Source organism: Gordonia cholesterolivorans (genome assembly GCF_039531975.1).
GTDB lineage: Bacteria > Actinomycetota > Actinomycetes > Mycobacteriales > Mycobacteriaceae > Gordonia > Gordonia sihwensis.
On record NZ_BAAARB010000002.1, the window covers coordinates 211619 to 236057 of the forward strand.

Sequence of the window (24439 nt, forward strand, 5' to 3'; positions counted from 1 at the left end):
ACGAATACCGACTATGTGAAGGGAGGACGCGGCATGTCTGCAAGCACCGAGTCCGGGGAAGTGACCGGAACACGCGACAAGACGTACAACTTGATCTGGTACGTGGAGAAGTGCCTGTCGAACGCGCTTCGGATGGACACTTTCATCGCCGACGCCGAGCGCGACGGCGACCACGAGACGGTGGAGTTGTTCACGAAGGCGCAGAGCGACAGCCTCAAGGGCGCAGAGATGGGCAAGAAGTTGCTGCGCGCGAGGCTCGTCTGAGGTCACTGGACGCGTTTCGCCAGATCGCAGTCCGGCTTCCGGAACCAGCGAGATGAACCAGCGAAATCGGCGGCGCTGCCCGAGCAGCGCCGCCGATTCATGTGCCTCTGTCTCGTTTCTACCGAGCTGCTGAGCGAGCGACCTCCTCAGCGAGCTGCGTCGGCGGCGCCGAGTTCGGTATGCGACCCCGCGTGTGCCAGTTCGCCGGAACGGTCTTCCAGATGGGCGCGCAGGAACCACTGGAACTGCTCGAGTTCGCGCGTCTGGCCGATGAGGACGTCCTCGGTGATCGGATCGATCATCCCCGCCTCGGCGATGGCGTCGCGATGGGACTTGACGACCCCGGTGTAGACGAGGTCGAGGGCCGCGAGATGCGCCTGGACGGTGTCGCGGCCGAGATCGTAATCGTCCCAGTCGCGATTCTTCGTGATACCCGCCGATGTCCCGCTCGGCGAGCCGCCCAGCGTCGCGATGCGTTCAGCGAGCACGTCGGCGAATCCGCGGACCGTGGCGGTCTGCGGGTCGAGCATCTCGTGGACTCCGATGAAGTTGGGGCCCACCACGTTCCAGTGAACATGCTTGAGCGTGAGATGCAGATCGATCAGGGAACTGAGCCGGTGCTGCAGGATCGAGATCAGTGCATCGGACTCGGTGTGCGAGAGACCGCCGATCTCCGGCTGATGGGTGTTGATGAGTGACATGGTGCCTCCTCGTCTGTCGGGTCGGCCGTCGCACGGGCGGGTGATCGCTCGGCGATCATGCCCTCCTGCGGCGGCCGCGTGGATGATGCAGGTGCTCGTACTCGTCGGCCTCCTCGGCCGTCGTCTCCGGGATGAGCGGGTCGTGCTGGGGACGGTCGAGCGCGCGATGGGACCGCAACCTCACCCGCGACCAACCGAGGCATCCGACCGCGGCCACAGCGCAGACCACCGTCGCCACGATCCACGGTGCGAGCGCGTCGTCGGCCGCCGCGGTGGTCAAGGTCACGGCGATCAGCACCAGGGCGATCAGGAGCAGCCCGTAGCCGATCAGCCCGAGCGCCTTCAGTGGACGAACGGTCGCGGCGCTCAGATGGTCTCCGGTCATGGGCGGGCCTCCTCCCGGCGTGGATTCGCTGCGTCTCATGTGAACCTCCTTGAACGAAAGGCATCAGGGCCGGCCCGTGGCCGCGACCGAGAACCGGTGCAGCAGAGCCTCGTCGAAGGCGGGCAGATCGTCCGGCGCCCGGCTGGTGATCAACGGACCCGGGCCCGAGTCGCACACCACCACCGGCCCGTCCTCCCACGTGGCGCCCGCGTTGCGCACGTCGGTTCGGAGGCTGGGCCAGGCGGTGAGCCGGCGACCCCCGATCAGACCCGTCTCGATGAGCAGCCACGGCGCGTGGCAGATCGCGGCGACGGGGCGGCCCGACTCCAGGAACCGCGCCGCGAACTCGACAGCGCCGGGAACGGTCCGCAGATAATCCGGATTCGCGACACCGCCGGGAAGCACCAGCGCATCGAAATCCGTGGAGTCGAGATTCTCGACCACCTCGTCGACCGGGTATGAGGCGGCGCGGTCCAGGTGGCGGAAAGTCTGTACCGTTCCGCCGACGGTCGACACGAGAGTCGGAGTGCCACCGGCCTCGCGCACGGCCTGCCACGGGTCGGTGAGTTCGCGCTCCTCGGCGCCCTCCGGCGCGACCAGGAACGCGACGGCCCGTCCGCTCAGGTCGGGGTCGTGATGGTGCACTGTCATGGCGAACTCCCTCCAGCTGTGCTGCGGCGGACATGCAGTGCCGGGATACCCCGTCCATGCGGCTCTCAAACGTCGAGTCGGTCGAACCTGCCGATGTCGACGCCCTGCCGCGGGCGATCGCCCTACCATCGGGACCATGAGTGATTCCCCCGAACTGAGCCCCACCGACTGGGTGCGCGATCAGACCGAGAAGATCCTGGCCGCGGGCACGACCGACGTCGCGGACATCAACGGCATGAGAGTGGTGCTGTTCACCACGCTCGGCGCCAAGTCCGGCAAGCAGCGGTATGTCCCGCTCATGCGGGTCGAGGAGAACGGCAAGTACGCGATGGTGGCGTCCAAGGGCGGCGCGCCGTCGAACCCGTCCTGGTACTACAACGTGAAGGCACACCCCGAGGTCACCGTGCAGGACGGCACGGAGGTCTTCCACCTCACTGCGCGCGAGGTCTCCGGCGAGGAGCGCGAGCACTGGTGGAAGCTGGCGGTCGAGGCATTCCCGCCGTACGGCGAGTACCAGCAGAACACCGACCGTCAGATTCCGGTTTTCGTCCTGGAGTGACCCGCCGTCACAGCACCAGTCGCAGTGCCGCGGTGGTCGCTGCCGCGACGACGATCACGACGGCCAGCGGCGCGCGCAGCAGGGCCGCCACCGCACCGGCTGCGACTCCGATCGGACGGGCGGGATCGCTCAATTCGGTGCCGGCGAACAGGGCGCCGGTGAGACCGACGGCGATCAACAGGATCATCGTCGACCGTTCCAGCAGGGTCTCCACCGCCGGTGAGACGGTGATCCGGCTGCGCAGCCGCACGCCGGCGACCCGGATCAGATAGGTCCCTCCGGCGAGGATCGCGACGCCGCAGGCGAACTCCCAGCCGGTCACGACGGCACGCTCTCCGGCTCGCGACTCCGGTCAACGCGCGGGCGGCCGGTCACCATCAGCCCGAGCGGAATTCCGAACAACGCCAGCACAATCGGCAGTCCGGCGGCCACGAAGCCCGCCGTCGCCAGCGCGATGGTCCCGCCGAACAGGGCCGCCCAACGCGTCTCCCGGTCGCGCAGTGCGGGAAGCGCCAGGGCGATGAGCAGAGCGGGGAAGGCGGCGTCCAGCCCGAGCGTCTCGGGCGAGGCGATCACCTGCCCGACCATCGCACCGGTGAGCGCGCCGAGTGGCCATGCGATGACGACCGCGGTTCCGCAGATCACGAAGGCCGACCGTGCGGCCGTCACATCGCGGTGACCGGCCGAGTAGACGGCGGTCTCGTCGTTCACCATGTGGGCTGCGGCGTATGCCGATCGGTCGTCCCGGAGGAATCGGCCGGCGGAGAGCCCGTACGAGAAATTGCGCAGGTTCACCAGCAGGCCGGCCAGTGCGCCGACCACGGGCAGCCCGCCGCCGGCCACCACCGACACGAAGACGAACTCGGACGATCCGGCGAGTACGACGCAGGCCATCAGCAGGACCTGCCACCATGCCATGCCGATCCCGTGTGCGGCGGCGCCGTACGAGACGCCGACGATCCAGAGGGAGAACGCGATGGCGATGATCTCGCGGGGCGCGCGCCGCACGAGTGTTCTCCATGATGAACGCATGTCCACTATGATGAACCTATGGAAGAGGTTCGTCAAAATGAACGTTCGTCCGCTCTGTCGAACGATGTGAGTCCGCAGAAACTCGTCGCGGCGGCACTGAAGAGAGAGCGGGCGCGGGCGGGCATCTCCTTGGCCGAACTCGCGCGCCGTGCCGGAATCGGGAAGTCGACTCTGTCACAGCTGGAGTCCGGGGAGGGAAACCCCAGCGTGGAGACGCTGTGGGCACTCAGCGTCGCACTCGGAATCCAGTTCTCGGCGTTGGTCGACGCGCCTCGTCCGACCGTCGAAGTGATCCGGCTGGGCGAGGGTGCGACGATCTCCGCCGGCGAGGCCGATCACTACAGCGCCACCCTGCTGTCAGCGGCGCGGCACGGCACGCGCCGCGACGCCTATCTGATCCGCGCCGAGCCCGGCCGTCCCCGAGTCTCCGAACCGCACGCCAGAGGAGTCGTCGAACACGTCGTGCTCTGCTCGGGCCGGGCGTCGGTGGGGCCGACGGAGGCGCCCGTGGAACTGTCGCCCGGCGACTACGTGAACTATCCCGGCGACATCGAGCACATCTTCGACGCTCTCGAGGAGGGGACGATCGCGGTTCTGCTCAGCGAGTCCTGAGAGCGCTCACAGGTCGCCCGGCAGCTTGTCACGGCGGATTCCGCGCCAACTCGGATGGCGCAGGTGCCCCGTTGACGTCCAGTCCATGAACTGCACGTCCGCGACGATCTTCGGCAGCACCCACGTCGCGCTGCCCGCGACGGGCTTGTCGATGTCGTCGATGAACGGGCACATGCTGATCCGCAGGGGCCGGAGTTCTTCGAGCAGTGCGTCGAGTTCGGCGTCGCTGAAACCGGTGCCCACCCGGCCGAGGTAGCGCAGGCCGCGCTCGGCGGGCAGGCCGACCAGCAGTGATCCGATCTTCGACTCGGAGCCGCGACCGGGCCGATAGCCGCCGATCACCACTTCGATGTCGTTCCAGTTCTTCTGTTTGCGCCAGTCGGGGCTGCGGCGTCCGCTCGCGTAGGACGAAGCCCGCCGTTTCGCGATGACCCCTTCCCACCCCCGGTCCCGTGCGGTGCGGATCGCGGTCTCCGCCGGCCCGGGAAGCAGCGGCGGCACATCGATCAGCGGTTCGCCGTCGAAGTAGTCGAGGGACTCCAGGATCTCGCGCCGCACCTCCCACGGCTGCTCCCACACTCGGACGCCGTCCAGGTACAGGACGTCGAAGAGGTGCACCCGGAGCTCGTGCGGCTCGGCTCTGCGCCTCCGCGATGCGAGCAGCGAGAAGTCGGTGAGCCCGGCGTCGTTGATCGCGACGATCTCACCGTCGAGCACGGCGTCGACCGGTCGGCCGCCGGAGACCAGGAGGTCACCGAACACGGACAGTTCCGGGAAGTCGCCGGTGAGGTCGTTGCCCGACCTCGAGATCAACCGGACCCGGCCGCCCACCACCCTGATCAGTGCCCGGAAACCGTCCCACTTGCCCTCGTACGCCCAGTCGTCGGTCAGGGACTCGATCGGGTCGTCGGTGGCGAGCATCGGGCGGAGTCCGACGAGACCGGGCAGCGGATCGTCGACCTCGCTGTCGCGGGCGGGCGCACTCTCTCGCGGAGGCGGCGCGACGCTCTCCCTCCGAGAGCGTGAGGACCGTTTCTTCCGATACTCGCCGAGGTCGACGACCGCGTCGTCGGGAACGGTGGTCGTCTGGACCGGCGGGCTCGCCTCCGACAGTCCGGCGAGCAGATCGCCGTCGTTCTCGTAGCGGTCGAGGACCTCGGTGCAGAGCAGATGGGCGAGTCCGGACTCGGACAGTTCGTCCCACGACCGCGGCGCCGCGACCCACGGCCGTTCGCGTCCACGCAGCGAGTACGGCGCGAGCGTCGTCTTGGCGGCGGTGTTCTGGCTCCAGTCGATGAAGACCCGGCGCTCGCGCTCGGCTTTCGCCATGGTCGCGGTGACGGTGCGGGGGTGCGCCTGCGCCAGGGCGGTCGCGATCTGGCGGGCCACGGTGCGCGCCGATTCGGACCGCACGGGCGATGCGAGGCGCCCGTAGACGTGAATCCCCTTGGAACCGCTGGTGACCGGGAACGACTCGAGACCGGCGTCGGTCAGCATGGCGCGGATGTCGAGGGCCACGGCGGCGCAGTCGTCCAGTGTCACGCCGGGCCCGGGATCGAGGTCGAGCACGATGCGGTCGGTGCGGCGCTCCTCGTCGTCGGACAGGTCGATGCGCCACTGCGGCACGTGGAGCTCCAGCGCGGCCACCTGGGCCAGCCACACCAGATCGGCAGTCGACCGGACCACCGGGTACACCGTCCGGCGCTCGGAGTGCTCGATCGTGAAGCGGGCCACCCAGTCGGGTGCGCCTGCGGGGAGGGTCTTCTCGAAGAACGGCGCCGACTCGACTCCGCCCGGCCAGCGTTTGCGGGTCACCGGGCGCGAGGCCATGTGCGGCACCATCGCGTCAGCGATCCGGATGTAGTAGTCGACGACGTCGAACTTGCGAGTCCCGGTCTCCGGATACAACACCTTCTCGAGGTTGGTCAGCACAATCCTGCGCCCGTCCACGTCGAGATGCGATCGCGTCATAGGAGACCATTGTCCACGCGCACACCTGCCTCTCGGCTCTCTTTCCTGGCACAATGACGGACATGCGCTCGATCTGGAGAGGTGATCTGAGCTTTGGTCTGGTGAACGTGCCGGTCAAGGTGTACTCCGCCACGGAGAGCCACGACCGCAGTTCGCATCAGGTCGATTCCGCCGACGGCGCCCGGATCCGGTATCGGCGGGTGCGGGAGGGCACCGATACCGAGGTCGAGTTCTCCAAGATCGCCAACGCCTACGAGTCCGAGAGCGGCGAGCAGGTGGTGCTGACCAAGGAAGACCTCGCGACCCTGCCGGTCAACAAGAGCCCGGAGATCTCGATCCTCGAGTTCGTGCCGATCGACCAGGTGGACCCGATCTACTTCGACAAGCCGTACTACCTGGAGCCGGCGTCCAAGTCGCCGAAGGCGTATGTGCTGCTCGCGAAGGCGCTGGAGACCACCGAGCGTCTCGCCATTGCGAATTTCACGCTCCGGAACCGGACACGGCTGGCAGCGCTGCGGGTCATCGACGGCGTGATGACCCTGCAGACGCTGCTGTGGCCGGACGAGGTCCGGGTGCCGGACTTCGACTTCCTGAACGCCGACGTCGAGATCCGCGATCAGGAACTGGACATGGCGTCCTCGCTCATCGAGACGATGGCCTCGGACTTCGACCCCAGCCAGTTCGAGGACACCTATCAGGTGGAGCTCGGAAAGCTCATCGAGGCGCGAGCCGACGGTGGCCAGGCATTCTCGGAGACCGAAGAGGAAGCGCCCGACGACGACTCGGAGGTCGCGGACCTTCTCGCGGCGCTGCGGGCGTCGGTCAAGAGCCGCGGCCGGGAGGTCGAGGACGAGAAACCGCCCGCGAAGAAGGCGGCGAAGAAGGCTCCGGCCAAGAAGGCGGCCAAGAAGAAGTCGGCCTGAAAACTTTGGCTCCCGGAACGGTCTCTCAGACCCTTCCGGGAGCCGAAATCTCCGCGGGACACCGATCTGTACAGTGATGCACATCATAGATGTCGCTCGGGTGATGGAGGATGGCGGAAATGGCTGATGCGCAGCGTGGCGGGTCGACTGACCAGCCGCTCGACGTGCTGATCGTCGGAGCGGGACTGTCCGGAATCGATGCCGCCTACCGGCTCCGGGATCGGAATCCGGGGCTGGACTACCGGATCGTGGAGCGTCGGTCGCGGATCGGCGGCACGTGGGATCTGTTCCGGTACCCGGGCGTGCGTTCGGACTCCGACATCTTCACCCTCAGCTTTCCCTGGAATCCGTGGCGAGGCTCGCGGACGATCGCCGAAGGCGACCAGATCCGCGACTACCTCGAGCAGACCGCCCGCGACTTCGGCATCTTCGACCACATCACCTTCGACGTCGACGTGACCGGCGCCGACTTCGACACCTCGACCGATCTGTGGACCGTGGACGCGCTGATCGGCGGGGTGCCGCAGACGATCGTCACCCGCTTCCTCTACATGTGCACCGGTTACTACAAGTACGACGCCCCGTATCGGCCTGACTTCCCCGGCGAGGAGACGTTCACCGGGACCTTCGTGCATCCGCAGTTCTGGCCCGAGGATCTGGACTACGCGGGCAAGAAGGTGGTCGTCATCGGTTCCGGAGCCACCGCGGTCACGCTCATTCCGGCGATGGCGCCGACCGCAGGCAGTGTGACCATGCTGCAACGCTCGCCGACCTACATGTTCCCGTACCCGTGGGAGGACGGGATGACGAAGCTGCTGCAGCGAGTGCTGACGCCGCAGCTCGCGCACGATGTGATCCGGTGGCGGAACGCCTTCATCACCCTCGGCCTGTACCTGTTCTGCCGGAGCTTCCCCAAGCTCTCGCGGCGGCTCATGCGGCGGATCGCGAAGTCGATGCTGCCCAAGGGATTCGACGTCGACACTCATTTCCGGCCCAAGTACGAGCCGTGGGACCAGCGACTGTGCGTGATCCCCGACGGCGATCTGTACCGCGCCGTCAAGGCCGGCGACGCCGACGTCGTCACCGACACCATCAAGCAGATCACTCCCACCGGCATCGACCTCGACTCGGGCCGTCATCTGGAGGCCGACATCATCGTCACCGCGACCGGTCTGGACCTGGTGACCTTCGGCGGCGCCTCACTGTCGGTGGACGGCGAGCACTTCGAGGCGGGCGACAAGTACGCCTACCGCGGATACATGCTGAACGACGTTCCCAACCTCGCGTGGTCGGTCGGGTACACCAACGCCTCGTGGACGCTGCGGGTGGACCTCACCAGTCAGGCGGTCGCCGAACTGCTGGCGTACATGCGCCGGCACGGGTACACCCGCGCGGTGCCGTCCCTGCACGGCGCGAAGCCTCAGACGCACCCGTTGCTAGAACTCGACTCGGGCTATGTGCGGCGCGCCGGGGACCGACTGCCGAAGGCGGGCGACCGTGCACCCTGGCAGGTGCGCCACAACCTGGTTCTGGACGCGATCGACGCGCGCAAGTACGACGTGACCGAGGAGATGACCTTCGCCTGAACGACGGTCGACGGGTTCCGTAGCAGGAGCTTGAGACGTACAGTGCAGTCATGTCTCAGCTGACGCGCGACGAAGCCGTCGCCGATTTCTTCCGTCGTGCCGAATCTCAGGAGGTGAGCGACCCGGCCGACCTCGACCGGATCTGGGCCGCTCTTCCAGTGGTGCAGGTGGACGAGTTGATCGGTTCGTGGCGGGGTGGGGAACTGCCCTCGGGGCACCCGATGGACGGCCGGTTGGCCGCGGTGAGGTGGCACGGGAAGACCTTCCACTCGTGGCACGACGTGAAGCCGATGGTGTGCGTGGCCGACGACGGCTCGCTGTACTCCGACACCGAGATCGGCAAGGGCGAGGCGAGCGCGTGGATGGTCGGTTTCCGAGGCGAGTCGACGGCCTCGATGGTCTACGACGGTCAGCCGGTCATCGACCATTTCAAGCGCGTCGACGAGCGGACGCTGATGGGGATCATGAACGGGAAGACGTCGCTGGTCCGCGACCGGCACTTCTACTTCTTCCTCGTCCGGGAGTGACGCCGCACAGCCGCCGATCCGGCCTGCCCGGTGTGCGGGAGCCGTCTGTGGGGAACAATGGCCGCATGGTTTCGATCGGCTTCGGCAGGGCTCGGCAGAACGACATCTACACCGCGGGGGTGCACGGGCGGAAACCCACGGTCCCAGCGGATTTCGCGGAACTGGAGCGTCGCGCCAAGGCCGTGATGAGCCGGCGCGGCTGGGCGTACATCGCCGGAGGTGCGGGCGAGGGCCGAACGATGGAGGCCAACCGGGACGCGCTCGACCGCTGGGCGATCGTGCCGCGCATGCTGCGCGACACCTCGCAGCGCAACCTCGAGATCGAACTCTTCGGGCAGAAGCTCAGCGCACCGGTCCTGTTTTCCCCGGTCGGCGCGGGCGCCCTCGCCCACCCGAACGCCGACGTGCACATCGGCGAGGCCGCCGCCGAACTCGGCGTCCCGTACATCTTCTCCAATCAGGGCTGCGCGCCGATGGAAGACGTCGCGGCAGCGATGGAATCGGTGCGACCCGGCGCGCCGCGGTGGTTTCAGCTGTACTGGTCGACCGACGACCGCCTGGTCACCAGCCTGATCGACCGCGCCGAGCGGATGGGCGCCGCGGCTCTGGTCGTCACCCTCGACACCACGATGCTCGGATGGCGGCCCCAGGACCTCAACCTCGGTTCGCTGCCCTTCGCCCGCGCCGAGGGCATCAGCCAGTACACCTCGGATCCGTCGTTCTGGGAGATCGTCGCCGAGCGGATCAAGGCCGCCACCGCGGAGAAGCCGGAGATCTCGGTGGGCGCGATCAAGACCCTGTTCTCGATCGCCCGCAACGTACCCGGCGACCTCCGCACCAACCTGACCGCACCCGAACCGCGCGCGGCGGTGCAGACCTTCCTCGACATCTACTCCCGCCCGTCACTGAACTGGGACGACATCGCGACCCTGCGCGACCGCACCTCGCTGCCGATCGTCCTCAAGGGGATCCTTCATCCGGACGACGCTCGCCAGGCGGTCGACTCCGGTATCGACGGCCTCATCGTCTCCAATCACGGCGGTCGGCAGGTCGACGGCTCCATCTCCTCGACCGACGCGCTGGTGGACGTGGTCGACGCCGTCGACGGCCGCGCGAAGGTCCTCGTCGACTCCGGCTTCTACACCGGGTCGGACGTGTTCAAGGGGCTGGCGCTGGGAGCGGACGCGGTGTGCATCGGGCGGCCGCACATGTACGGACTCGCACTCGACGGCACGGCCGGAGCCCGCGACGCGGTGGCGAACATCATCGGCGAACTCGATCTGACGCTGGGACTGTCGGGCCACCGAGACGTCGCCGACCTGGACCGCAGCGCTCTCAAGCACCTCGGCTGACGCGGACGGGCCGGCGGGTCAGACCAGCGGCCGGCCGGTCCGCATCCGCCACCGGACGTCGGCGAGCAGCAGGTTGAACGGGAAGGCGGTCAGCGGGCGGGGCAGGATCCGGAGGACGCGCCGGGCGATCGCGTTGTGGGTGTTGAAGAGCAGTTCCTGCCGTCGCGACATCCGCACGCCCATCTTCTTGCGGAACTCGGGCGGCAGGAAGCCGAGGGTCATGGCCTCCGACCACCAGCCCGCCATCAGCGAAACCGGACGCGGAAGAAACTCCATCCGCACAATCTTCAACAGGTAGTCGCGGATGGTGTCGTCGATCTCGATGCCCTCGACCGTCTCGTTCCAGTAGGCCTCGAAGTCGGCTCGGGTGGCGGGCCACATCTCCGGCGGCATCTGCAGGGTGGTTCCCATCACCGCGCCCTGGCGGTAGGCGTCCTCGGTGATCTTCGACGGATCGCCGAAGAATCGCTGGGTGTCCTCCCACCCGCGATACAGACATGCCGCCACCCACAGCTGCAATTCGGGATCGAAGGCGTTGTACTTCACCGGGCTGTCGTCGGTGGAGCGCACCTGGACGTGCGCCTTGTTCACCGCCTGCCGGTACCGACGGCGGTCGTCCGCGGTGCCCATCGCCGCGACGGCGAGGTAGGTGAGTGTGGTCCGGGTTCGCTTCACCGGGACCTTGAAGAGGTTGCCCGACTCCACCTTGCTCTCGTAGACGCCGTATCCGACCGCGGGGACGGCCAACTGCATGATGACGTTCGCCGGGCCCGCGAGCAGAGCCAGGCCGAGCATGTCGAGGTCGTCGACGGTCTGCGCATCGAGTTCACTCCGCTTCGAATGACGTTCCGCGACTGAAGGATCGAGTGCTTCCGCGGTCATGTTCGCCTCCCGGGCGGATGAACTGATAACGACTGTTTCCCCTTTGATTCAACGCCCGCGTGGCCGAGGTGTCAAGATGTGTGTCGTGACTGAATCCGACGACGCTCCGGGAGGGCTGCGCGATTACGGCGGCGAATCCGGCGACGCCCGGGTGGCCCGCCGTCGTGCCGCCCTCATCGACGCCGCACTCGACATGCTCTCCGAGTCCGAGCCGGGAGCCGTCACCGTCCGCGGCATCTGTGCCCGCGCGTCGCTCACGCCGCGCTACTTCTACGAGAGCTTCGAGAACGCGGACACGCTGGTCGGCGCCGCGTTCGACATGATCATCGAGCAGATCGCCGACCGCGCCCTGGCCGGTTTCAATGCCGGCTCGAGTGCGCGGGGGAAGGTCGTCGGTGCCGTCGAGGCGATCGTCGACGTCATCGAGGGCGACCCGCGGAAGGGGAGGGTGATCTTCTCCGACACCCTGCGCAGTCCGGTGCTGGTGCGCAAACGCCTCGAGATGCTGAAGATCTTCACCGAACTCACCTTCCAGAGTGCGCCCGCGGTCGCGAACGTCAGCGGAGGTCAGCAGACTCTCGCCGCGGCGCATTTCCAGGTGGGCGGCCTCGGCCGGCTGCTCGCGTCGTGGACGGAGGGGCTGATCGATCTCGACCGCCCGGCGCTCGTCGACATCTGCGTCCGGATGCTGCTTCCCGAGAGTCGCGCCGCGGATGCGTCTGGGGCCCGGCTAAGTTGAGTGCATGACGAACTGGCGTGACTACGGCGAGCCCGACCTTCCGGCGCCGTTGGCCGCGGCGCTCGACGCGTTCGTCGAGCACGGCTATCACGGCACCTCGGTCCGCGACATCGCCGCGCGTGCGGGGTTGTCGGTCCCGGGGCTCTACCACCACTATCCGTCCAAGCAGTCGCTGCTCCAGGGGCTGCTCGAATTGACGATGTCCGACCTCCTTCGCCGGTCGGAGGAGGCGCTGGCCGCCGCGGGCGACGATCCGCTGGCGCGCTTCGACGCCGTGGTGGAGTCGCTCCTGCGATTCCACATGTACCGGCGTGAGCAGGCGTTCGTCGGATCCACCGAGCTTCGCAGTCTCGATCCCGAGTACCACCGCGTCTACATCGGTCACCGGATCCGGCAGCAGCGGATGGTCGACGAGGTGGTCGAGGACGGCGTGGTGTCCGGCGCGTTCACGACGGATGCGCCGAAGGGTGCGGCCCGGGCGGTCGCGACGATGTGCGTCGGTGTCTCCACGTGGTATCGAGTCGACGGGCCGATGAGCGCCGACGAGTTGATCGCTCAGAACCTGGTGTTCGCCCGGTCGATCGTCGGACATGTGGCGGGCTGAGGGGCGATCGCCGAATGCTTGACGTCGTGCGGGGCCGCATGACAACCTGGCCCTGACCGAACGTTCGCTCGGTATGAACACGGAGGCTCAGATGGCTGTCGATCTCGCATACAGCGCGCAGGTGCGCGACCTCGTCGAACGGACCTCGGCGTTCATCGCCGAGGAAGTTCTCCCCATCGAGAACCGTTTCGCGGGCGATGTCACCGCGGCCGGCGGCGACGACCTGCGCCGGGAACTGAACGCGAAAGCCAAGGCCGCGGGCGTCTTCGCGCCGCACGCGCCGGTGGAGTTCGGCGGACTGGGCCTCAACATGAGCGACCGCGCACCGGTGTTCGAGGCCGCGGGAGCTTCGACGTTCGGGCCCGTCGCACTGCACATCGGTGCACCGGATGAGGGCAACGTGCACATGCTCGCGCACATCGCCACGTCGGAACAGAAGGACAAGTACCTGGCGCCGCTCGCCACCGGCGAGGTGCGCAGCGCGTTCGCGATGACCGAACCCGCCCCCGGCGCAGGCTCCGACCCGAACGCCCTGTCGACGACGGCGGAGAGGGTCGCCGGCGGATGGAAGATCAAAGGCCGCAAGCAGTTCATCACTGGAGCCGACGGTGCCGGATTCTTCATCATCATGGCCCGCACCGTCGGGCAACGGGGCGACCGCGGTGGTGCGACCATGTTCCTCGCACCCGCGCACACCGAGGGCATCGAGGTGGAGCGGCACATCCACACCACTGACAAGTCGATGATCGGCGGGCACTGCGTGGTCGGTTTCACCGATGTCTTCGTACCCGACGAGGACGTCCTCGGCGCCCCGCACGAGGGTTACCGGTACGCGCAGGTGCGGCTCGGCCCGGCGCGCATGACTCACGTGATGCGCTGGATGGGCACCGCGGTGCGCGCGCACCGGATCGCCGTCGACTACGTCGAGCAGCGCGAAGGCTTCGGCGGGCGACTCGCCGACCTCGGCATGATTCAGCAGATGATCGCCGATAACGAGATCGACCTCGCCGCGGCGCGGGCGCTGCTGGTCCGGGCCTGCTACGAACTCGATCTCGACGAGCACGCCTCTGACTCGACGTCGATCGCGAAGACCTTCGGTGCGGAGGCGTTCTCGCGCGTCGCCGACCGGGCCGTGCAGATGTGCGGAGGCCTCGGAGTCTCAGAAGACCTTCCGCTGGCGCGTCTCGCCGCGGAGCTACGACCGTTCCGGATCTACGACGGCCCCAGCGAAGTCCACCGGTGGGCCATCGCGAGGCGGGCGGTCGGACGCGCACGCAGGGCTCGTGAGGCGACGAGGTGACGGCGGATCATCCCGGTCTGGGCGCTGAGAGCCTGCGAAAGCTGTTGGCGGCGAACGGTATCGATGTCGTGGGTGAGTTGCGGATCGACTTGATCGGCGGTGGACGGTCGAACCTGACCTTCGACGTCCGCGACGACGGCAGCCACTGGGTTGTTCGACGGCCCCCGATGGGCGGGCTCACACCGTCGGCGCACGACATGAATCGCGAATGGAACGTGACCTCGGCGCTGGCGGCGACCGATGTGCCGGTGCCGCGGACCGTCGCGATCGACCGTGACGGCGAGTACATCGGTGCTCCGTGCACCGTCGTGGAGTTCGTCGACGGCGCCGTGATCCGCTCGGTGGACGACCTCGCGACACTCTCCGACGCCGAGGTGACCGCGAGCGCCGACGCACTGGTGCGGACGCTCGCGGCTCTGCATTCCGTCGACTACGAAGCAGTGGGCCTGGGCGATTTCGGCAGGCCGGACGGATTCGCCGGCCGGCAGGTCAAGCTGTGGGCTCGTCAATGGGCGCTGGTCAAGACGCGTGAGCTCGACGACGTGGAGCGCCTGGCGACGGCGCTCTCCGAGCGGGTGCCGGCGCGGACCCGGAACTCGATCGTCCACGGCGACTTCCGGATCGACAACACCATCCTGGCTCCCGGTGACCCGGGCACCGTCGCCGCGGTCGTCGACTGGGAACTGTCCGCGCTCGGCGATCCGATCACCGACATCGCGCTGATGTGCGTGTACCGCGAGCCGGTGTTCTCGTCGGTTCTCGGATTCGATGCGGCGTGGACGAGTGACCGGTACCCCGATGCGGACGGACTGGCCGAGCGCTACGTCGCCGCGACCGGTGCCGACCTGGGCGACTGGGCCTTCTACCTCGCCCTGGCGAATCTGAAACTCGGCGTCATCGCGGAGGGGATCACGCACCGAGCGCTCTCCGGAGGCTCGTCCGGATCGGCGGGCGCCGAACGCGCCGCCGAAGCCACCGCCGAGTTCATCGCCGCGGGTCTGCGCGCGCTGAGGTAGAGGTCGGCCCTGCCTGCCGGTTGAGCCGTCCGGAACGTAGTGGGGGTGTAGGGTGGTTTCGACTCGCTGCGCTCGCTCAACCAGCCTTTGGGGGGCTGCTCGACGAGCCTGCGGGGGCCTCGCTCGACGGGCCTGGGGTGGTTTCGCTCGGTGGGCTTTGTCGCTGGGTCGGCTCTTGTCGGCTGGTTGAGCCGTCCGGAACGTAGTGGAGGGCGTGTCGAAACGTGGTGGGGTTTGGTTTCGACTCGCTGCGCTCGCTCAACGAGCCTTGTGGGGGCCGCTCAACGAGCCTTTTGGGGGGCTGCTCGACGAGCCTGCGGAGGTCTCGCTCGACGGGCCTGGGGTGGTCTCGTTCGGTGGGCTTTGTCGCTGGGTCGGCTCTTGTCGGCTGGTTGAGCCGTCCGGAACGTAGTGGAGGGCGTGTCGAAACTTGGTGGGGTTTGGTTTCGACTCGCTGCGCTCGCTCAACCAGCCGTGTGGGGGCCGCTCGACGAGCCTGGGGAGGGCGCGCTCGCTCAACAAGCGTGTGGGGGCCGCTCAACGAGCCAGGGGACGAGCATCGGGCGGCGCTAGCGGTAGGTCAGGAGGCCGGAGTCGAGGGCGGCGAGGTGTTCGTGGGCGTTGAAGGAGACGAGGGTCAATCCGCTGCGGCCGGCGAGGATCTTGGTGATCGAGGTGTTGACGAAGGTGCGCGACATCTGCGGCCACGACTGCGGCGGGATGTCCCACAACTGTGCCACCAACTGGGTGATGGAACCCGCCGACGACACCACGAGCACGTTCTTTCCCGACCCGGCCGCATCAGCGGCGCGGTCGGCTGCGGCGCGGGTCCGCTTGGCGTACATCGCGTACGTCTCGGGACCGATGTCGGCGCCGTCGACCCATTCGTGCAGGGCGCTGGTGATGGCGTCCTGGAAGGGTCTGCCGCCGTCACGGTAGATGTCGTCTCCCTCCGGGAGGGGCGGCGTGACGTACTCGTTCCAGTCGGGATCGATCGTCGGCGCTGCGGCGTCGGGAAAGGCTTCGAGGACGCCGGCCATCGTCGCGCGCTGTCGGGGGAGATCGCCGCAGAACATGGCATCGAATCCGGTCACCTGTCGGGCGAGCGCTCGGCCGGCGGCGCGAGCCTGAGCGAAGCCGAGCTCCGTGAGGCCGGGGCCGCTCACGGCGTCGGCGTCGGGTCCGTAGGCGTGCGCCGGAGCCTGACCGTGCCGGACGATGTACAGAACTCCCACGTCATTCCTCGCTGCCGAGCCGTGGCCCGCGAGCCGCGAGCCGGAACCGATCACACCGTCTCGCGCCCGGGGCGACTGAGGCGGCTGCCACATTCTCAACCTATCGGGTGCTCCTCACTTGCAAGCGGACAGGGTGCTTGCTACTTTTGGCGATCATGACCAGTCAGCTCGCCGCCATCGGGGAGGTCACGTATGTGACCACCGCTCTCGGATGCCGCCTGCCGCTGGCCCGGGTCCTTTGTTGTTGCCGAATGCGCTGACCCAGCTCCGCCTCGCGCTGATCTGCGCGAGACCACTCACGGCGTGACCGCCTCTGCCGGTCCGCCCAGGCAACAGGACTCCAAAGAAACATGACTTCTGCTCTCGACCGCCCGATCCTGTCGAAATCCGCTCCCGTCGGCGTCGTGGTTCGCCCCGTCGCGGGCGCCGCCTCCCGACCCGTTGCGAAACCGTCTGCCCCGCACGTCACCACGGCGAAGCTGCAACTCTCCACCAAGGCCGCCGCGCTGGTGCTGCGCACGGCGCGGGTGTCCGGACCGGTGTTCCGCGACGACGCCGCCGCCCTGACGGGGCTGTCCATCTCCACCGTCAACCGTCAGGTGAGCGCACTGCTCAAGGCCGGCCTCATCCGTGAGCGCGCCGACCTGACCCCGCCCGGTGCGGTCGGGCGTCCGCGAGTTCCGTTCGAGATCAACACCGACGGATACCTCACGGTCGGCATCCACATCGGTTACAAGGTCACCTCGATCACGACCCACGATCTCCAGCATCGGGTGGCCGGTGCGATCGCGATTCCCACTCCCCAGGCCGACGACCCCGAGGCGGTCGTAGCTCAGATCGGTGCCAGCGCCCGCCGGTTCGCCGACCGCTGGGTGGGCAAGCGCCTGTTGTGGGCCGGCGTGGCCATCGGTGGTCGCGTGGCCGACGGCGGCTTCGTCGACCACCCCCGTCTGGGCTGGGAGGGCGTCCCGGTCGGCAGGCTGATCGCCGAGTCGCTCGGACTGCCGGTATCGGTCGCATCGCACGTCGAGGCCATGGCCGCAGCCGAACAGGTCGTCAATCCCGCCGACCAGAGCCAGAACTTCCTCTACTTCTACGCTCGCGAAATGGTGGGCATCGCGTTCAGCGTCGACGGTGCCGTGCACACGCCGGCCGCAGGCCCGCCCACCATCGGGCACTTCCCAACCGGTCCGACCACCCTGCTCGATCCCGACCGCACCGGACGCCTCGAGCCGACGGTCAGCGATTCGGGCATCCTCTACGCGGCCCAGCGAGCCGGACTCGAGGTCGATTCCCTCGACGAGCTGCGGACGCTGGCACGGACCGGGAACACGGTCGCCAACGACATCCTGACCGAACGCGGCGAGGTGCTCGGCCGCACGGTGGCGCTGATCTCGGACATCTTCAATCCCGACCACGTCATCCTCGGCGGACAGGCCTTCACCGACTACCCGGAGGCGCTGCCGGCCGTGAGCAAGGCGCTGCGCGCCACCACGGTCATCACCCAGCGCGACGTCCGCGTGGCACGTTCGGCCATCACGGTGCAGCAGAAGGCGGCGGGTGCGGTCGCGCTCGACGCGATCTACGCCGACCCGCTCGACGCGCTGTCGTACACCGCGTAGCCACCCGACGCCGCGGCGAGCGGCCTACCCGGACGGCGGACCGAAGCCCTCACGGGAGAGGACTTCGCCGCCGGTGGGACCGATGACCGTCTTCACGAAGTCTTCGGCCAGCGACTTGTCGTCACTGGACCGGACGACGGCGATCGGATATCTGTTGATCGCCTTGGCGAACACCGGATCGTCCACCGTGGAGACGCTCACGCCGAGGCCGGGGCGAGCCTGCGTCTGGTAGGCGAGAGCGGCGTCGGCGCGCCCGGACGCCACGTACGCGACCGCGGCCTCGCCGGAGTCGACGTGGATCGGATCGGTGAGCGCGGCCGACTCGATCCGTTCGACGTCCACCACGGCCGCACCGCACGGCAACCGGTCGGAGCACACCGCCACCCGGAGACCGGAGCGCGCGAGGTCGGCGAACCCCGTGACATGGCCGGGGTTTCCCGGCGGAACCACGATGACCAGCGAGTTGGAGGCGAAGCGCCGGGGGCCGATCACCCGCCGGCCGAGCCTGTCCATCGACGCCTCGTCGTCGGTCGCGATGACATCGGCCGACGCAGCCGAGGGGCCGGCGACGGTGACCCGGGCGCCGGGGTGCTGTTCCTCGAACTCGGTCGCGATCGCCGCCATCACGGCCTGCAGCGACGACGGAGCCGACACCGTGATGGAGGAGTCCTCCGTGCCTGGCGAGCATGCGGTCGTCACGCCCGTGAGCAGGAGCGCGGCGGCCCCCGCCAGTGCGCTGCGGCGCGGGGTGGAACTCCTGGTCCTCATGCCTTCAGACCTTAGAAGGTGCGGTGCCGGCGGTCCGGCGCACCCGGCCCATCCGGCCGCCTCACGCCGTCCAGTTGCGGTCGCGCACGAGCTTGTACGCGCGCAGCTTGCGGTAGCCGCGTACCGAGAGCGACGGGATCGGCCCGACGTGTGTCGCGGCGTTGTCGCGGAGTGCGGTGGCGAGGGCCTCGTCGATCAATGTGGTGCCCGACCGCGCCGCGCTCGCCAGCCGGGAGGCGATGTTCACCGGCTCGCCGAAGACATCGCCCATCCGCATCAGCACGTCGCCGCGGGCCATGCCGATGCGCAGGCTCGGCAACTCGCCGTCGGTGCTGAGACGGTGCAGTTCGACGGCGATCTCCGCGGCCGCGCCGGCGTCGATGACGGTGAACAGCACCGCGTCGCCGATCGTCTTCACGATCTGACCACCGTGGTCGGTGATGATCGTGTGCGCCGCGGACTCGAAGGTCTCCAGCAGCGTCTCGAGTTCGGCCATCCCGAGACGCCGGGACAGTGAGGTGTAGCCGACGATGTCGGCGAATCCGACGACCACCTCGGTGTGCTCGGCTGCCCGGCCGGCGTCGGTGAGTCCCACCGCCAGATGCCGCCGCCAGACGAGATCCTGCACTCGTGCGAGCGCCTCAACCATCTCCTCGGCCGTGGCGTCGACGGTGGGGTCGGCCGCCAACCGAGTGATCTCCTCGGCCTGCCACTGCGCCAGTCGCGCGGTGGCCTGTCCGATCGCCCGCGCCGCGGCGAGTTGGGCGGTGGAGTCCATGGCCTGATCGTTGCCGGCGAAGACGCCGAGCGCGGCCAGGTCCTCCTCGGAGAAGCGCTGACCCGAGCCGCCCTCGCCGCGGGCGAAACCGAAGGCGTTCCAGAACCGCTGCGCGTACTCCGGATCGAGCCGCAGGGCGGTGATCAGTTCGTCCCGCGAGTACTCGAGCGGAGGGTCAGACACCCATCACACCTTTCATGAGGTAGGCCATGCGGGCGGCGAACTCGGGGCGCGGCGTGCTGCGCGGCAGCCGGACCGCGTCGTTGACGATCGCCAGCGCTGCATGCACAGCCAGGACCGCCGATCCGGGCGGCCGGTCGGCGTCGATGCCGGTGAGCAGCTGCACCCAGCGTGCCACGTAGCGGCGCTGCACCGCCAGCAGTTCGGCGGCCTGCGGTTCGCCCGCGAGGACATAGGAGCTGACGAAGCCGACGAGCAGGTCGGGAGAGGAGGTGACGGCGTCGACGTAGTGGTCGACCAGTGCGTTCAGCCGCCCCGCCGGATCGGGTGTGATCGCGTACGCGGCCATCACGCCGGCCTCCAGTCGCATGGCGCTGCGCTGGCTGATCCCGACGAGGATCGCCAGCTTCGACGGGAAGTGCTTGTAGACGCTCGGCCCGGTGATTCCGACCGCCGCGCCGATCTCGTCCATTCCCGTTCCGGCGAAGCCGTTCTCGGCGAACAGGCGGGCGGCGGCGTCGAGGATCTCGTCGCGGCGGGTGGGGGCGTCGTCGCCCGGCCCGGCGGTCTGGCGCAGGGGGACGGCGTGGCTCGGCGTGAGCCGGATGGTCTGGCGGACCAGTGCGAGGACCATCTCCTCCATCTCGTGCGCACCGCTGCGAACGGCACGCCCGGCGCCGCTGCCGACCACGCTGAGCACGGCGCCGGCCAGATACATCGACTCGCGTTCGGTGAGCTCGGGTCTGTCGGCGCGGATGGCCGAGGCCCACTGTCGGAGCACGGCGCGGGTGCGGCGGACCACATCGGCGTTCTCGTCGGCCGACAGGTGCTGTCCCGACCAGCGCCACAGCGACGTGGCATGCGGGTTGGAGATGCTCAGCTCGGTGACGCTGGCGGCGAGGGCGTCGGCCGGATGGTCGCTGCTCGCGAGGTCGGCGCCCGCGGTGCTCTCCTCGAGCTCGTCGACGCGGGTCTGGACCGCCGCCAGCAGGAGCGCCTGCTTGTCGGCGAAGTGCCGGTACACCGTCGGCGCGCTCACGCCCGCCCGGCGGGCGATGTCGGTGACCGACACATGCGGGTAGCCGCGCTCGGCGAACAGCACTGTCGCTGCATCGATGAGCTGGCGGCGCCGATCCGTCGACCGCGTGCGCCGGGTCGCCTTGGTGGTTGTCATGATGAACCGACCATAGCCGATGGATGGCTGTATATGAACCACTTGACCACTGGGTATAGCCAAATACGTTATTGCGGGTTAGCCTACGAGGGAAACCATTCTCGGTTCGTGTGAAAGGAACACCTGTGTCCGACGAAGCATTCATCTACGAGGCGGTCCGTACGCCCCGTGGCAAGCAGCGCGGAGGCTCGCTGCACAGCGTCAAGCCGATCGACCTGGTCTCGGGTCTGATCGACGGACTGCTGACCCGCCACAGCGATCTCGATCCGAAGGACATCAACGACGTGGTCCTCGGCGTCGTGTCGCCGGTCGGGGAGCAGGGTGCGGTCATCGCGCGTACCGCCGCCCTCACCTCGGGTCTCGGCGAGAGCGTTCCGGGCACCCAGATCAACCGCTTCTGCGCCTCGGGCCTGGAGGCCGTGAACCTGGCCGCGGCCAAGGTCCGCTCGGGCTTCGACGATCTGGTCCTGGCCGGCGGCGTGGAGTCGATGTCGCGTGTGCCGATGGGCAGCGACGGCGGTGCGCTCTTCATGGACCCCGCCACCGCGTACGACAACTACATCGCTCCGCAGGGCATCGGCGCCGACCTGATCGCCACCATCGAGGGCTTCTCGCGTGAGGACGTCGACGCCTACGCCGCCGAGTCGCAGCGTCGCGCCGCCCAGGCATGGGACGAGGGCCGCTTCGCGAAGTCGATCATCCCCGTCAAGGACATCAACGGCGTCACGCTGCTCGACAACGACGAGCACCGCCGTCCCGGCACCACCGTCGAGAGCCTCGGCAAGCTGAAGCCGGCGTTCGCGGGCCTGGCGGCCATGGCCGGATTCGACGACGTCGTGATGCAGAAGTACCCGAACGTCGAGCAGGTCAACCACGTCCACACCGGCGGCAACAGCTCCGGCATCGTCGACGGCTCGGGTCTGGTCCTGGTCGGTTCGGAGGAGGCGGGCAAGCGCAACGGCCTCACCCCGCGCGCCCGCATCGTGTCGTACGGCGAGGTCGGCAGCGAGCCGTCGATCATGCTCACCGGTCCCACCCCGGCCACCGAGCTCGCGCTCAAGCGCGCCGGCCTGACCGTCGACGACATCGACGTCTTCGAGCTCAACGAGGCGTTCGCGTCGGTCGTCATGAAGTGGATGAAGGACCTCAAGGTTCCGCACGAGAAGGTCAACATCAACGGCGGCGCCATCGCGCTCGGCCACCCGCTCGGCGCCACCGGCGCGATGATCATGGGCAGCACCCTCGACGAGCTCGAGCGCGTCGGCGGCCGCTACGGCCTGGTCACCCTCTGCATCGGCGGCGGCATGGGCGTCGCGACCGTCATCGAGCGTCTCTGATCGCCCCGGAACTAGAAGGAAAAAGACTCATCTCATGACTGCGAACATGATCACGTGGGAGAAGGACGCCGACGGCGTCGTCATCCTCACCATGGACGACCCGAACCAGGGCGCCAACACCATGAACGACCTCTACATGGAGTCGATGGCGGCGACCGTCGATCGCCTGGAGGCGGAGAAGGACGACATCACCGGTGTCGTCCTGACCTCGGCGAAGAAGACCTTCTTCGCCGGCGGCGACCTCAAGGACATGACCGCGGGACGCGGCGACAAGTCCAAGGAGGAGATCGCCACCGAGATCACCGAGCGCACCAACGCCATGAAGGCCGTGCTGCGTCGCCTGGAGACCCTCGGCAAGCCGGTCGTCGCCGCTATCAACGGCGCCGCACTCGGCGGTGGCCTGGAGATCGCGCTGCACTGCCACTACCGCGTCGCCGCGGATGTGAAGGGCAACCAGCTCGGCCTGCCCGAGGTGACCCTCGGTCTGCTCCCGGGCGGCGGCGGCGTGGTCCGCACCGTGCGCCTGCTCGGCTTCCAGCAGGCGCTCATGGGCGTTCTGCTCCAGGGCCCGCGTCTGAAGCCGGCCAAGGCCAAGGAGATCGGCCTGGTCAACGAGGTCGTCGGCTCGGTCGAGGAACTGATCCCCGCCGCCAAGGCATGGATCGCCGCCAACCCGGAGGCCCAGCAGCCGTTCGACGTCAAGGGCTACAAGATGCCCGGTGGCGCTCCGACGAACCCGTCGGTGGCCGCCAACCTGCCGGCGTTCCCGGCTCTCCTGCGCAAGCAGATCAAGGGCGCCAACATGCCGGCTCCGCGCGCCATCCTGGCCGCTGCCATCGAGGGCGCGTACGTCGACGTCGACACCGCCGATCTGGTCGAGACCCGCTACTTCGTGTCGCTGGTCACCGGCCAGGTGGCGCAGAACATGATCAAGGCGTTCTTCTTCGACCTCCAGCACATCAACGGCGGCGGTTCGCGGCCGAAGGGCTTCGACAAGTACCAGGCCAAGAAGGTCGGCGTCATCGGTGCGGGCATGATGGGCGCGGCGATCGCCTACGTCTCGGCCAAGGCCGGCATCGAGGTGGTCCTCAAGGACATCGACATCGAGGCGGCCAAGCGCGGCAAGGGCTACTCGGAGAAGCTCGAGGAGAAGGCTCTCTCGCGCGGCAAGACCACCGAGGAGAAGAGCAAGGCTCTGCTCGACCGCATCACCCCGACCGTGGACGCCGCCGACTTCAAGGGCGTCGACCTGGTGATCGAGGCCGCGTTCGAGTCGGTCGAGGTCAAGAACAAGGTGTTCCAGGAGATCCAGGACATCGTCGAGCCGGACGCCGTCCTCGGCTCCAACACCTCGACCCTGCCGATCACCATCCTGGCCGAGGGCGTCAACCGTCCCGAGGACTTCATCGGCATCCACTTCTTCTCGCCCGTCGACAAGATGCCGCTGGTGGAGATCATCTGCGGTGAGAAGACCAAGGACGAGGTCCTCGCCAAGGTCATCGACTACACCCTGCAGATCCGCAAGACGCCGATCGTCGTCAACGACAGCCGCGGCTTCTTCACCTCGCGCGTCATCGGCACCTTCATCAACGAGGCCATCGCGGCCGTCGGTGAGGGCATCGAGCCCGCGTTCATCGAGCAGGCCGGCAGCCAGGCGGGCTACCCGGCTCCGCCGCTGCAGCTGTCGGACGAGCTGACGCTCACCCTGATGCAGAAGATCCGCAAGGAGACCGAGGCCGGAGCCAAGGCCGCGGGTCAGGAGTTCCCGTCGCACGGCTCGTACGCCGTCATCGACAAGATGGTCGACCTGGGCCGCACCTCCAAGAAGGACGGCGCGGGCTTCTACGACTACGCCGACGGCAAGCGCGGCCTCATCTGGCCTGGCGTGCGCGAGAACTTCGCCTCGGGCACCAATGAGATCCCGCTCGAGGACATGAAGGAGCGCATGCTCTTCGCCGAGGCCCTCGAGACCGTGAAGTGCTTCGACGAGGGTGTGCTCACCTCCGTCGAGGACGCGAACATCGGCTCGATCTTCGGCATCGGCTTCCCGGCGTGGACCGGTGGCGTGGTGCAGTACATCAACCAGTACGAGGGCGGCCTCAAGGGCTTCGTCGACCGCGCTCGCGACCTGGCGTCGAAGTACGGCAGCCACTTCGAGCCGCCGGCCTCGCTCGTCGAGAAGGCGGACGCCGGCGTCGAGAAGCTGACGAACGAGAACCTCGTCAAGAAGTGACGCGCTAG

General features: G+C 68.2%; 25 protein-coding genes. 14 read left to right on the forward strand and 11 right to left on the reverse strand.

Going from position 1 to position 24439, the window contains the following annotated elements:
- Positions 1-33: 33 nt before the first annotated feature.
- The gene (locus ABFX36_RS02675) at positions 34-264 is read left to right on the forward strand and encodes a hypothetical protein (RefSeq protein ID WP_006896860.1); all 231 of its coding nucleotides are present in this window, start codon (positions 34-36) and stop codon (positions 262-264) included.
- Between the two features lie 146 nt (positions 265-410).
- Here the strand turns inward: ABFX36_RS02675 and dps are convergent, their stop codons facing one another.
- From dps to ABFX36_RS02690, 3 genes are all read right to left on the reverse strand, one after another.
- A complete protein-coding gene (gene dps, locus ABFX36_RS02680) occupies positions 411-965 on the reverse strand; it encodes a DNA starvation/stationary phase protection protein Dps (protein ID WP_006896859.1) in 555 nt (184 codons plus the stop codon).
- A 55-nt stretch (positions 966-1020) separates the two neighbouring features.
- The gene (locus ABFX36_RS02685; RefSeq protein WP_006896858.1) at positions 1021-1350 is read right to left on the reverse strand and encodes a hypothetical protein; all 330 of its coding nucleotides are present in this window, start codon (positions 1348-1350) and stop codon (positions 1021-1023) included.
- A gap of 63 nt (positions 1351-1413) precedes the next feature.
- A complete protein-coding gene (locus ABFX36_RS02690) occupies positions 1414-2001 on the reverse strand; it encodes a type 1 glutamine amidotransferase domain-containing protein (protein ID WP_006896857.1) in 588 nt (195 codons plus the stop codon).
- Between the two features lie 136 nt (positions 2002-2137).
- On the opposite strand from ABFX36_RS02690, the gene ABFX36_RS02695 reads away from it, so the two are divergent.
- Positions 2138-2560, forward strand: a complete 423-nt coding sequence (locus ABFX36_RS02695) for a nitroreductase family deazaflavin-dependent oxidoreductase (RefSeq protein WP_006896856.1) — start codon at positions 2138-2140, stop codon at positions 2558-2560.
- Positions 2561-2567: 7 nt separating this feature from the next.
- Here ABFX36_RS02695 and ABFX36_RS02700 read toward each other — a convergent pair whose 3' ends face one another.
- On the reverse strand, positions 2568-2882 hold the full coding sequence (locus tag ABFX36_RS02700; protein ID WP_006896855.1) for an AzlD domain-containing protein: 315 nt from the start codon (positions 2880-2882) through the stop codon (positions 2568-2570).
- Positions 2879-3592 (reverse strand): AzlC family ABC transporter permease, encoded by a 714-nt coding sequence (locus ABFX36_RS02705; protein ID WP_039867626.1) that lies wholly within the window; start codon positions 3590-3592, stop codon positions 2879-2881. The genes ABFX36_RS02700 and ABFX36_RS02705 overlap by 4 nt, the downstream gene beginning before the upstream one ends.
- 18 nt (positions 3593-3610) lie before the next feature.
- Between ABFX36_RS02705 and ABFX36_RS02710 the strand changes: the two genes are divergently transcribed.
- Positions 3611-4204, forward strand: coding sequence for a helix-turn-helix domain-containing protein (locus ABFX36_RS02710; RefSeq protein ID WP_006896853.1), 594 nt, complete (start codon positions 3611-3613; stop codon positions 4202-4204).
- A 6-nt stretch (positions 4205-4210) separates the two neighbouring features.
- Here ABFX36_RS02710 and ligD read toward each other — a convergent pair whose 3' ends face one another.
- Positions 4211-6175: a non-homologous end-joining DNA ligase gene (gene ligD, locus ABFX36_RS02715; RefSeq protein ID WP_045538087.1), complete on the reverse strand. Its 1965-nt coding sequence runs from the start codon at positions 6173-6175 to the stop codon at positions 4211-4213.
- Between the two features lie 62 nt (positions 6176-6237).
- Here ligD and ku point away from each other — a divergent pair, with 62 nt between their 5' ends.
- From ku to ABFX36_RS02735, 4 genes are all read left to right on the forward strand, one after another.
- Complete coding sequence (ku, locus tag ABFX36_RS02720) at positions 6238-7098, forward strand: non-homologous end joining protein Ku (RefSeq protein ID WP_006896851.1); 861 nt, start codon at positions 6238-6240, stop codon at positions 7096-7098.
- 119 nt (positions 7099-7217) lie between these two features.
- Positions 7218-8684: a flavin-containing monooxygenase gene (locus tag ABFX36_RS02725; protein WP_045538086.1), complete on the forward strand. Its 1467-nt coding sequence runs from the start codon at positions 7218-7220 to the stop codon at positions 8682-8684.
- 50 nt (positions 8685-8734) lie between these two features.
- Positions 8735-9211: a DUF4334 domain-containing protein gene (locus tag ABFX36_RS02730; protein ID WP_045538085.1), complete on the forward strand. Its 477-nt coding sequence runs from the start codon at positions 8735-8737 to the stop codon at positions 9209-9211.
- A 65-nt stretch (positions 9212-9276) separates the two neighbouring features.
- The gene (locus tag ABFX36_RS02735; protein WP_045538083.1) at positions 9277-10563 is read left to right on the forward strand and encodes an alpha-hydroxy-acid oxidizing protein; all 1287 of its coding nucleotides are present in this window, start codon (positions 9277-9279) and stop codon (positions 10561-10563) included.
- Positions 10564-10581: 18 nt separating this feature from the next.
- On the opposite strand, the gene ABFX36_RS02740 is transcribed toward ABFX36_RS02735, so the two are convergent.
- Entirely contained in the window at positions 10582-11445 is an 864-nt protein-coding gene (locus tag ABFX36_RS02740) for an oxygenase MpaB family protein (RefSeq protein ID WP_006896847.1), read from the reverse strand.
- Between the two features lie 76 nt (positions 11446-11521).
- On the opposite strand from ABFX36_RS02740, the gene ABFX36_RS02745 reads away from it, so the two are divergent.
- From ABFX36_RS02745 to ABFX36_RS02760, 4 genes are all read left to right on the forward strand, one after another.
- On the forward strand, positions 11522-12184 hold the full coding sequence (locus ABFX36_RS02745) for a TetR/AcrR family transcriptional regulator (protein ID WP_222110828.1): 663 nt from the start codon (positions 11522-11524) through the stop codon (positions 12182-12184).
- 4 nt (positions 12185-12188) lie between these two features.
- Entirely contained in the window at positions 12189-12788 is a 600-nt protein-coding gene (locus ABFX36_RS02750) for a TetR/AcrR family transcriptional regulator (protein WP_006896845.1), read from the forward strand.
- 91 nt (positions 12789-12879) lie between these two features.
- On the forward strand, positions 12880-14088 hold the full coding sequence (locus tag ABFX36_RS02755) for an acyl-CoA dehydrogenase family protein (protein WP_045538090.1): 1209 nt from the start codon (positions 12880-12882) through the stop codon (positions 14086-14088).
- On the forward strand, positions 14085-15104 hold the full coding sequence (locus tag ABFX36_RS02760; RefSeq protein ID WP_006896843.1) for a phosphotransferase family protein: 1020 nt from the start codon (positions 14085-14087) through the stop codon (positions 15102-15104). Before ABFX36_RS02755 ends, ABFX36_RS02760 begins: the two co-directional genes overlap by 4 nt.
- A 569-nt stretch (positions 15105-15673) precedes the next feature.
- On the opposite strand, the gene ABFX36_RS02765 is transcribed toward ABFX36_RS02760, so the two are convergent.
- Entirely contained in the window at positions 15674-16339 is a 666-nt protein-coding gene (locus ABFX36_RS02765) for a histidine phosphatase family protein (protein WP_006896842.1), read from the reverse strand.
- Positions 16340-16689: 350 nt separating this feature from the next.
- Between ABFX36_RS02765 and ABFX36_RS02770 the strand changes: the two genes are divergently transcribed.
- On the forward strand, positions 16690-17961 hold the full coding sequence (locus ABFX36_RS02770; protein ID WP_197078060.1) for an ROK family transcriptional regulator: 1272 nt from the start codon (positions 16690-16692) through the stop codon (positions 17959-17961).
- Positions 17962-17985: 24 nt separating this feature from the next.
- Here the strand turns inward: ABFX36_RS02770 and ABFX36_RS02775 are convergent, their stop codons facing one another.
- The 3 genes from ABFX36_RS02775 to ABFX36_RS02785 all read right to left on the reverse strand — a co-directional run bounded on the left by ABFX36_RS02775 (position 17986) and on the right by ABFX36_RS02785 (position 20861).
- A complete protein-coding gene (locus ABFX36_RS02775; protein WP_006896840.1) occupies positions 17986-18729 on the reverse strand; it encodes a substrate-binding domain-containing protein in 744 nt (247 codons plus the stop codon).
- Between the two features lie 61 nt (positions 18730-18790).
- Positions 18791-19690: an adenylate/guanylate cyclase domain-containing protein gene (locus ABFX36_RS02780; RefSeq protein ID WP_006896839.1), complete on the reverse strand. Its 900-nt coding sequence runs from the start codon at positions 19688-19690 to the stop codon at positions 18791-18793.
- Positions 19683-20861 carry a TetR/AcrR family transcriptional regulator gene (locus tag ABFX36_RS02785; RefSeq protein ID WP_278125413.1) on the reverse strand — a complete coding sequence of 393 codons (1179 nt, stop codon included), beginning with the start codon at positions 20859-20861 and terminating at the stop codon, positions 19683-19685. Before ABFX36_RS02785 ends, ABFX36_RS02780 begins: the two co-directional genes overlap by 8 nt.
- A gap of 125 nt (positions 20862-20986) precedes the next feature.
- On the opposite strand from ABFX36_RS02785, the gene ABFX36_RS02790 reads away from it, so the two are divergent.
- Both ABFX36_RS02790 and ABFX36_RS02795 read left to right on the forward strand, forming a co-directional pair.
- Complete coding sequence (locus ABFX36_RS02790) at positions 20987-22198, forward strand: acetyl-CoA C-acetyltransferase (protein WP_006896837.1); 1212 nt, start codon at positions 20987-20989, stop codon at positions 22196-22198.
- 34 nt (positions 22199-22232) lie between these two features.
- Positions 22233-24431 (forward strand): 3-hydroxyacyl-CoA dehydrogenase NAD-binding domain-containing protein, encoded by a 2199-nt coding sequence (locus tag ABFX36_RS02795; RefSeq protein ID WP_006896836.1) that lies wholly within the window; start codon positions 22233-22235, stop codon positions 24429-24431.
- Positions 24432-24439: the final 8 nt, after the last annotated feature.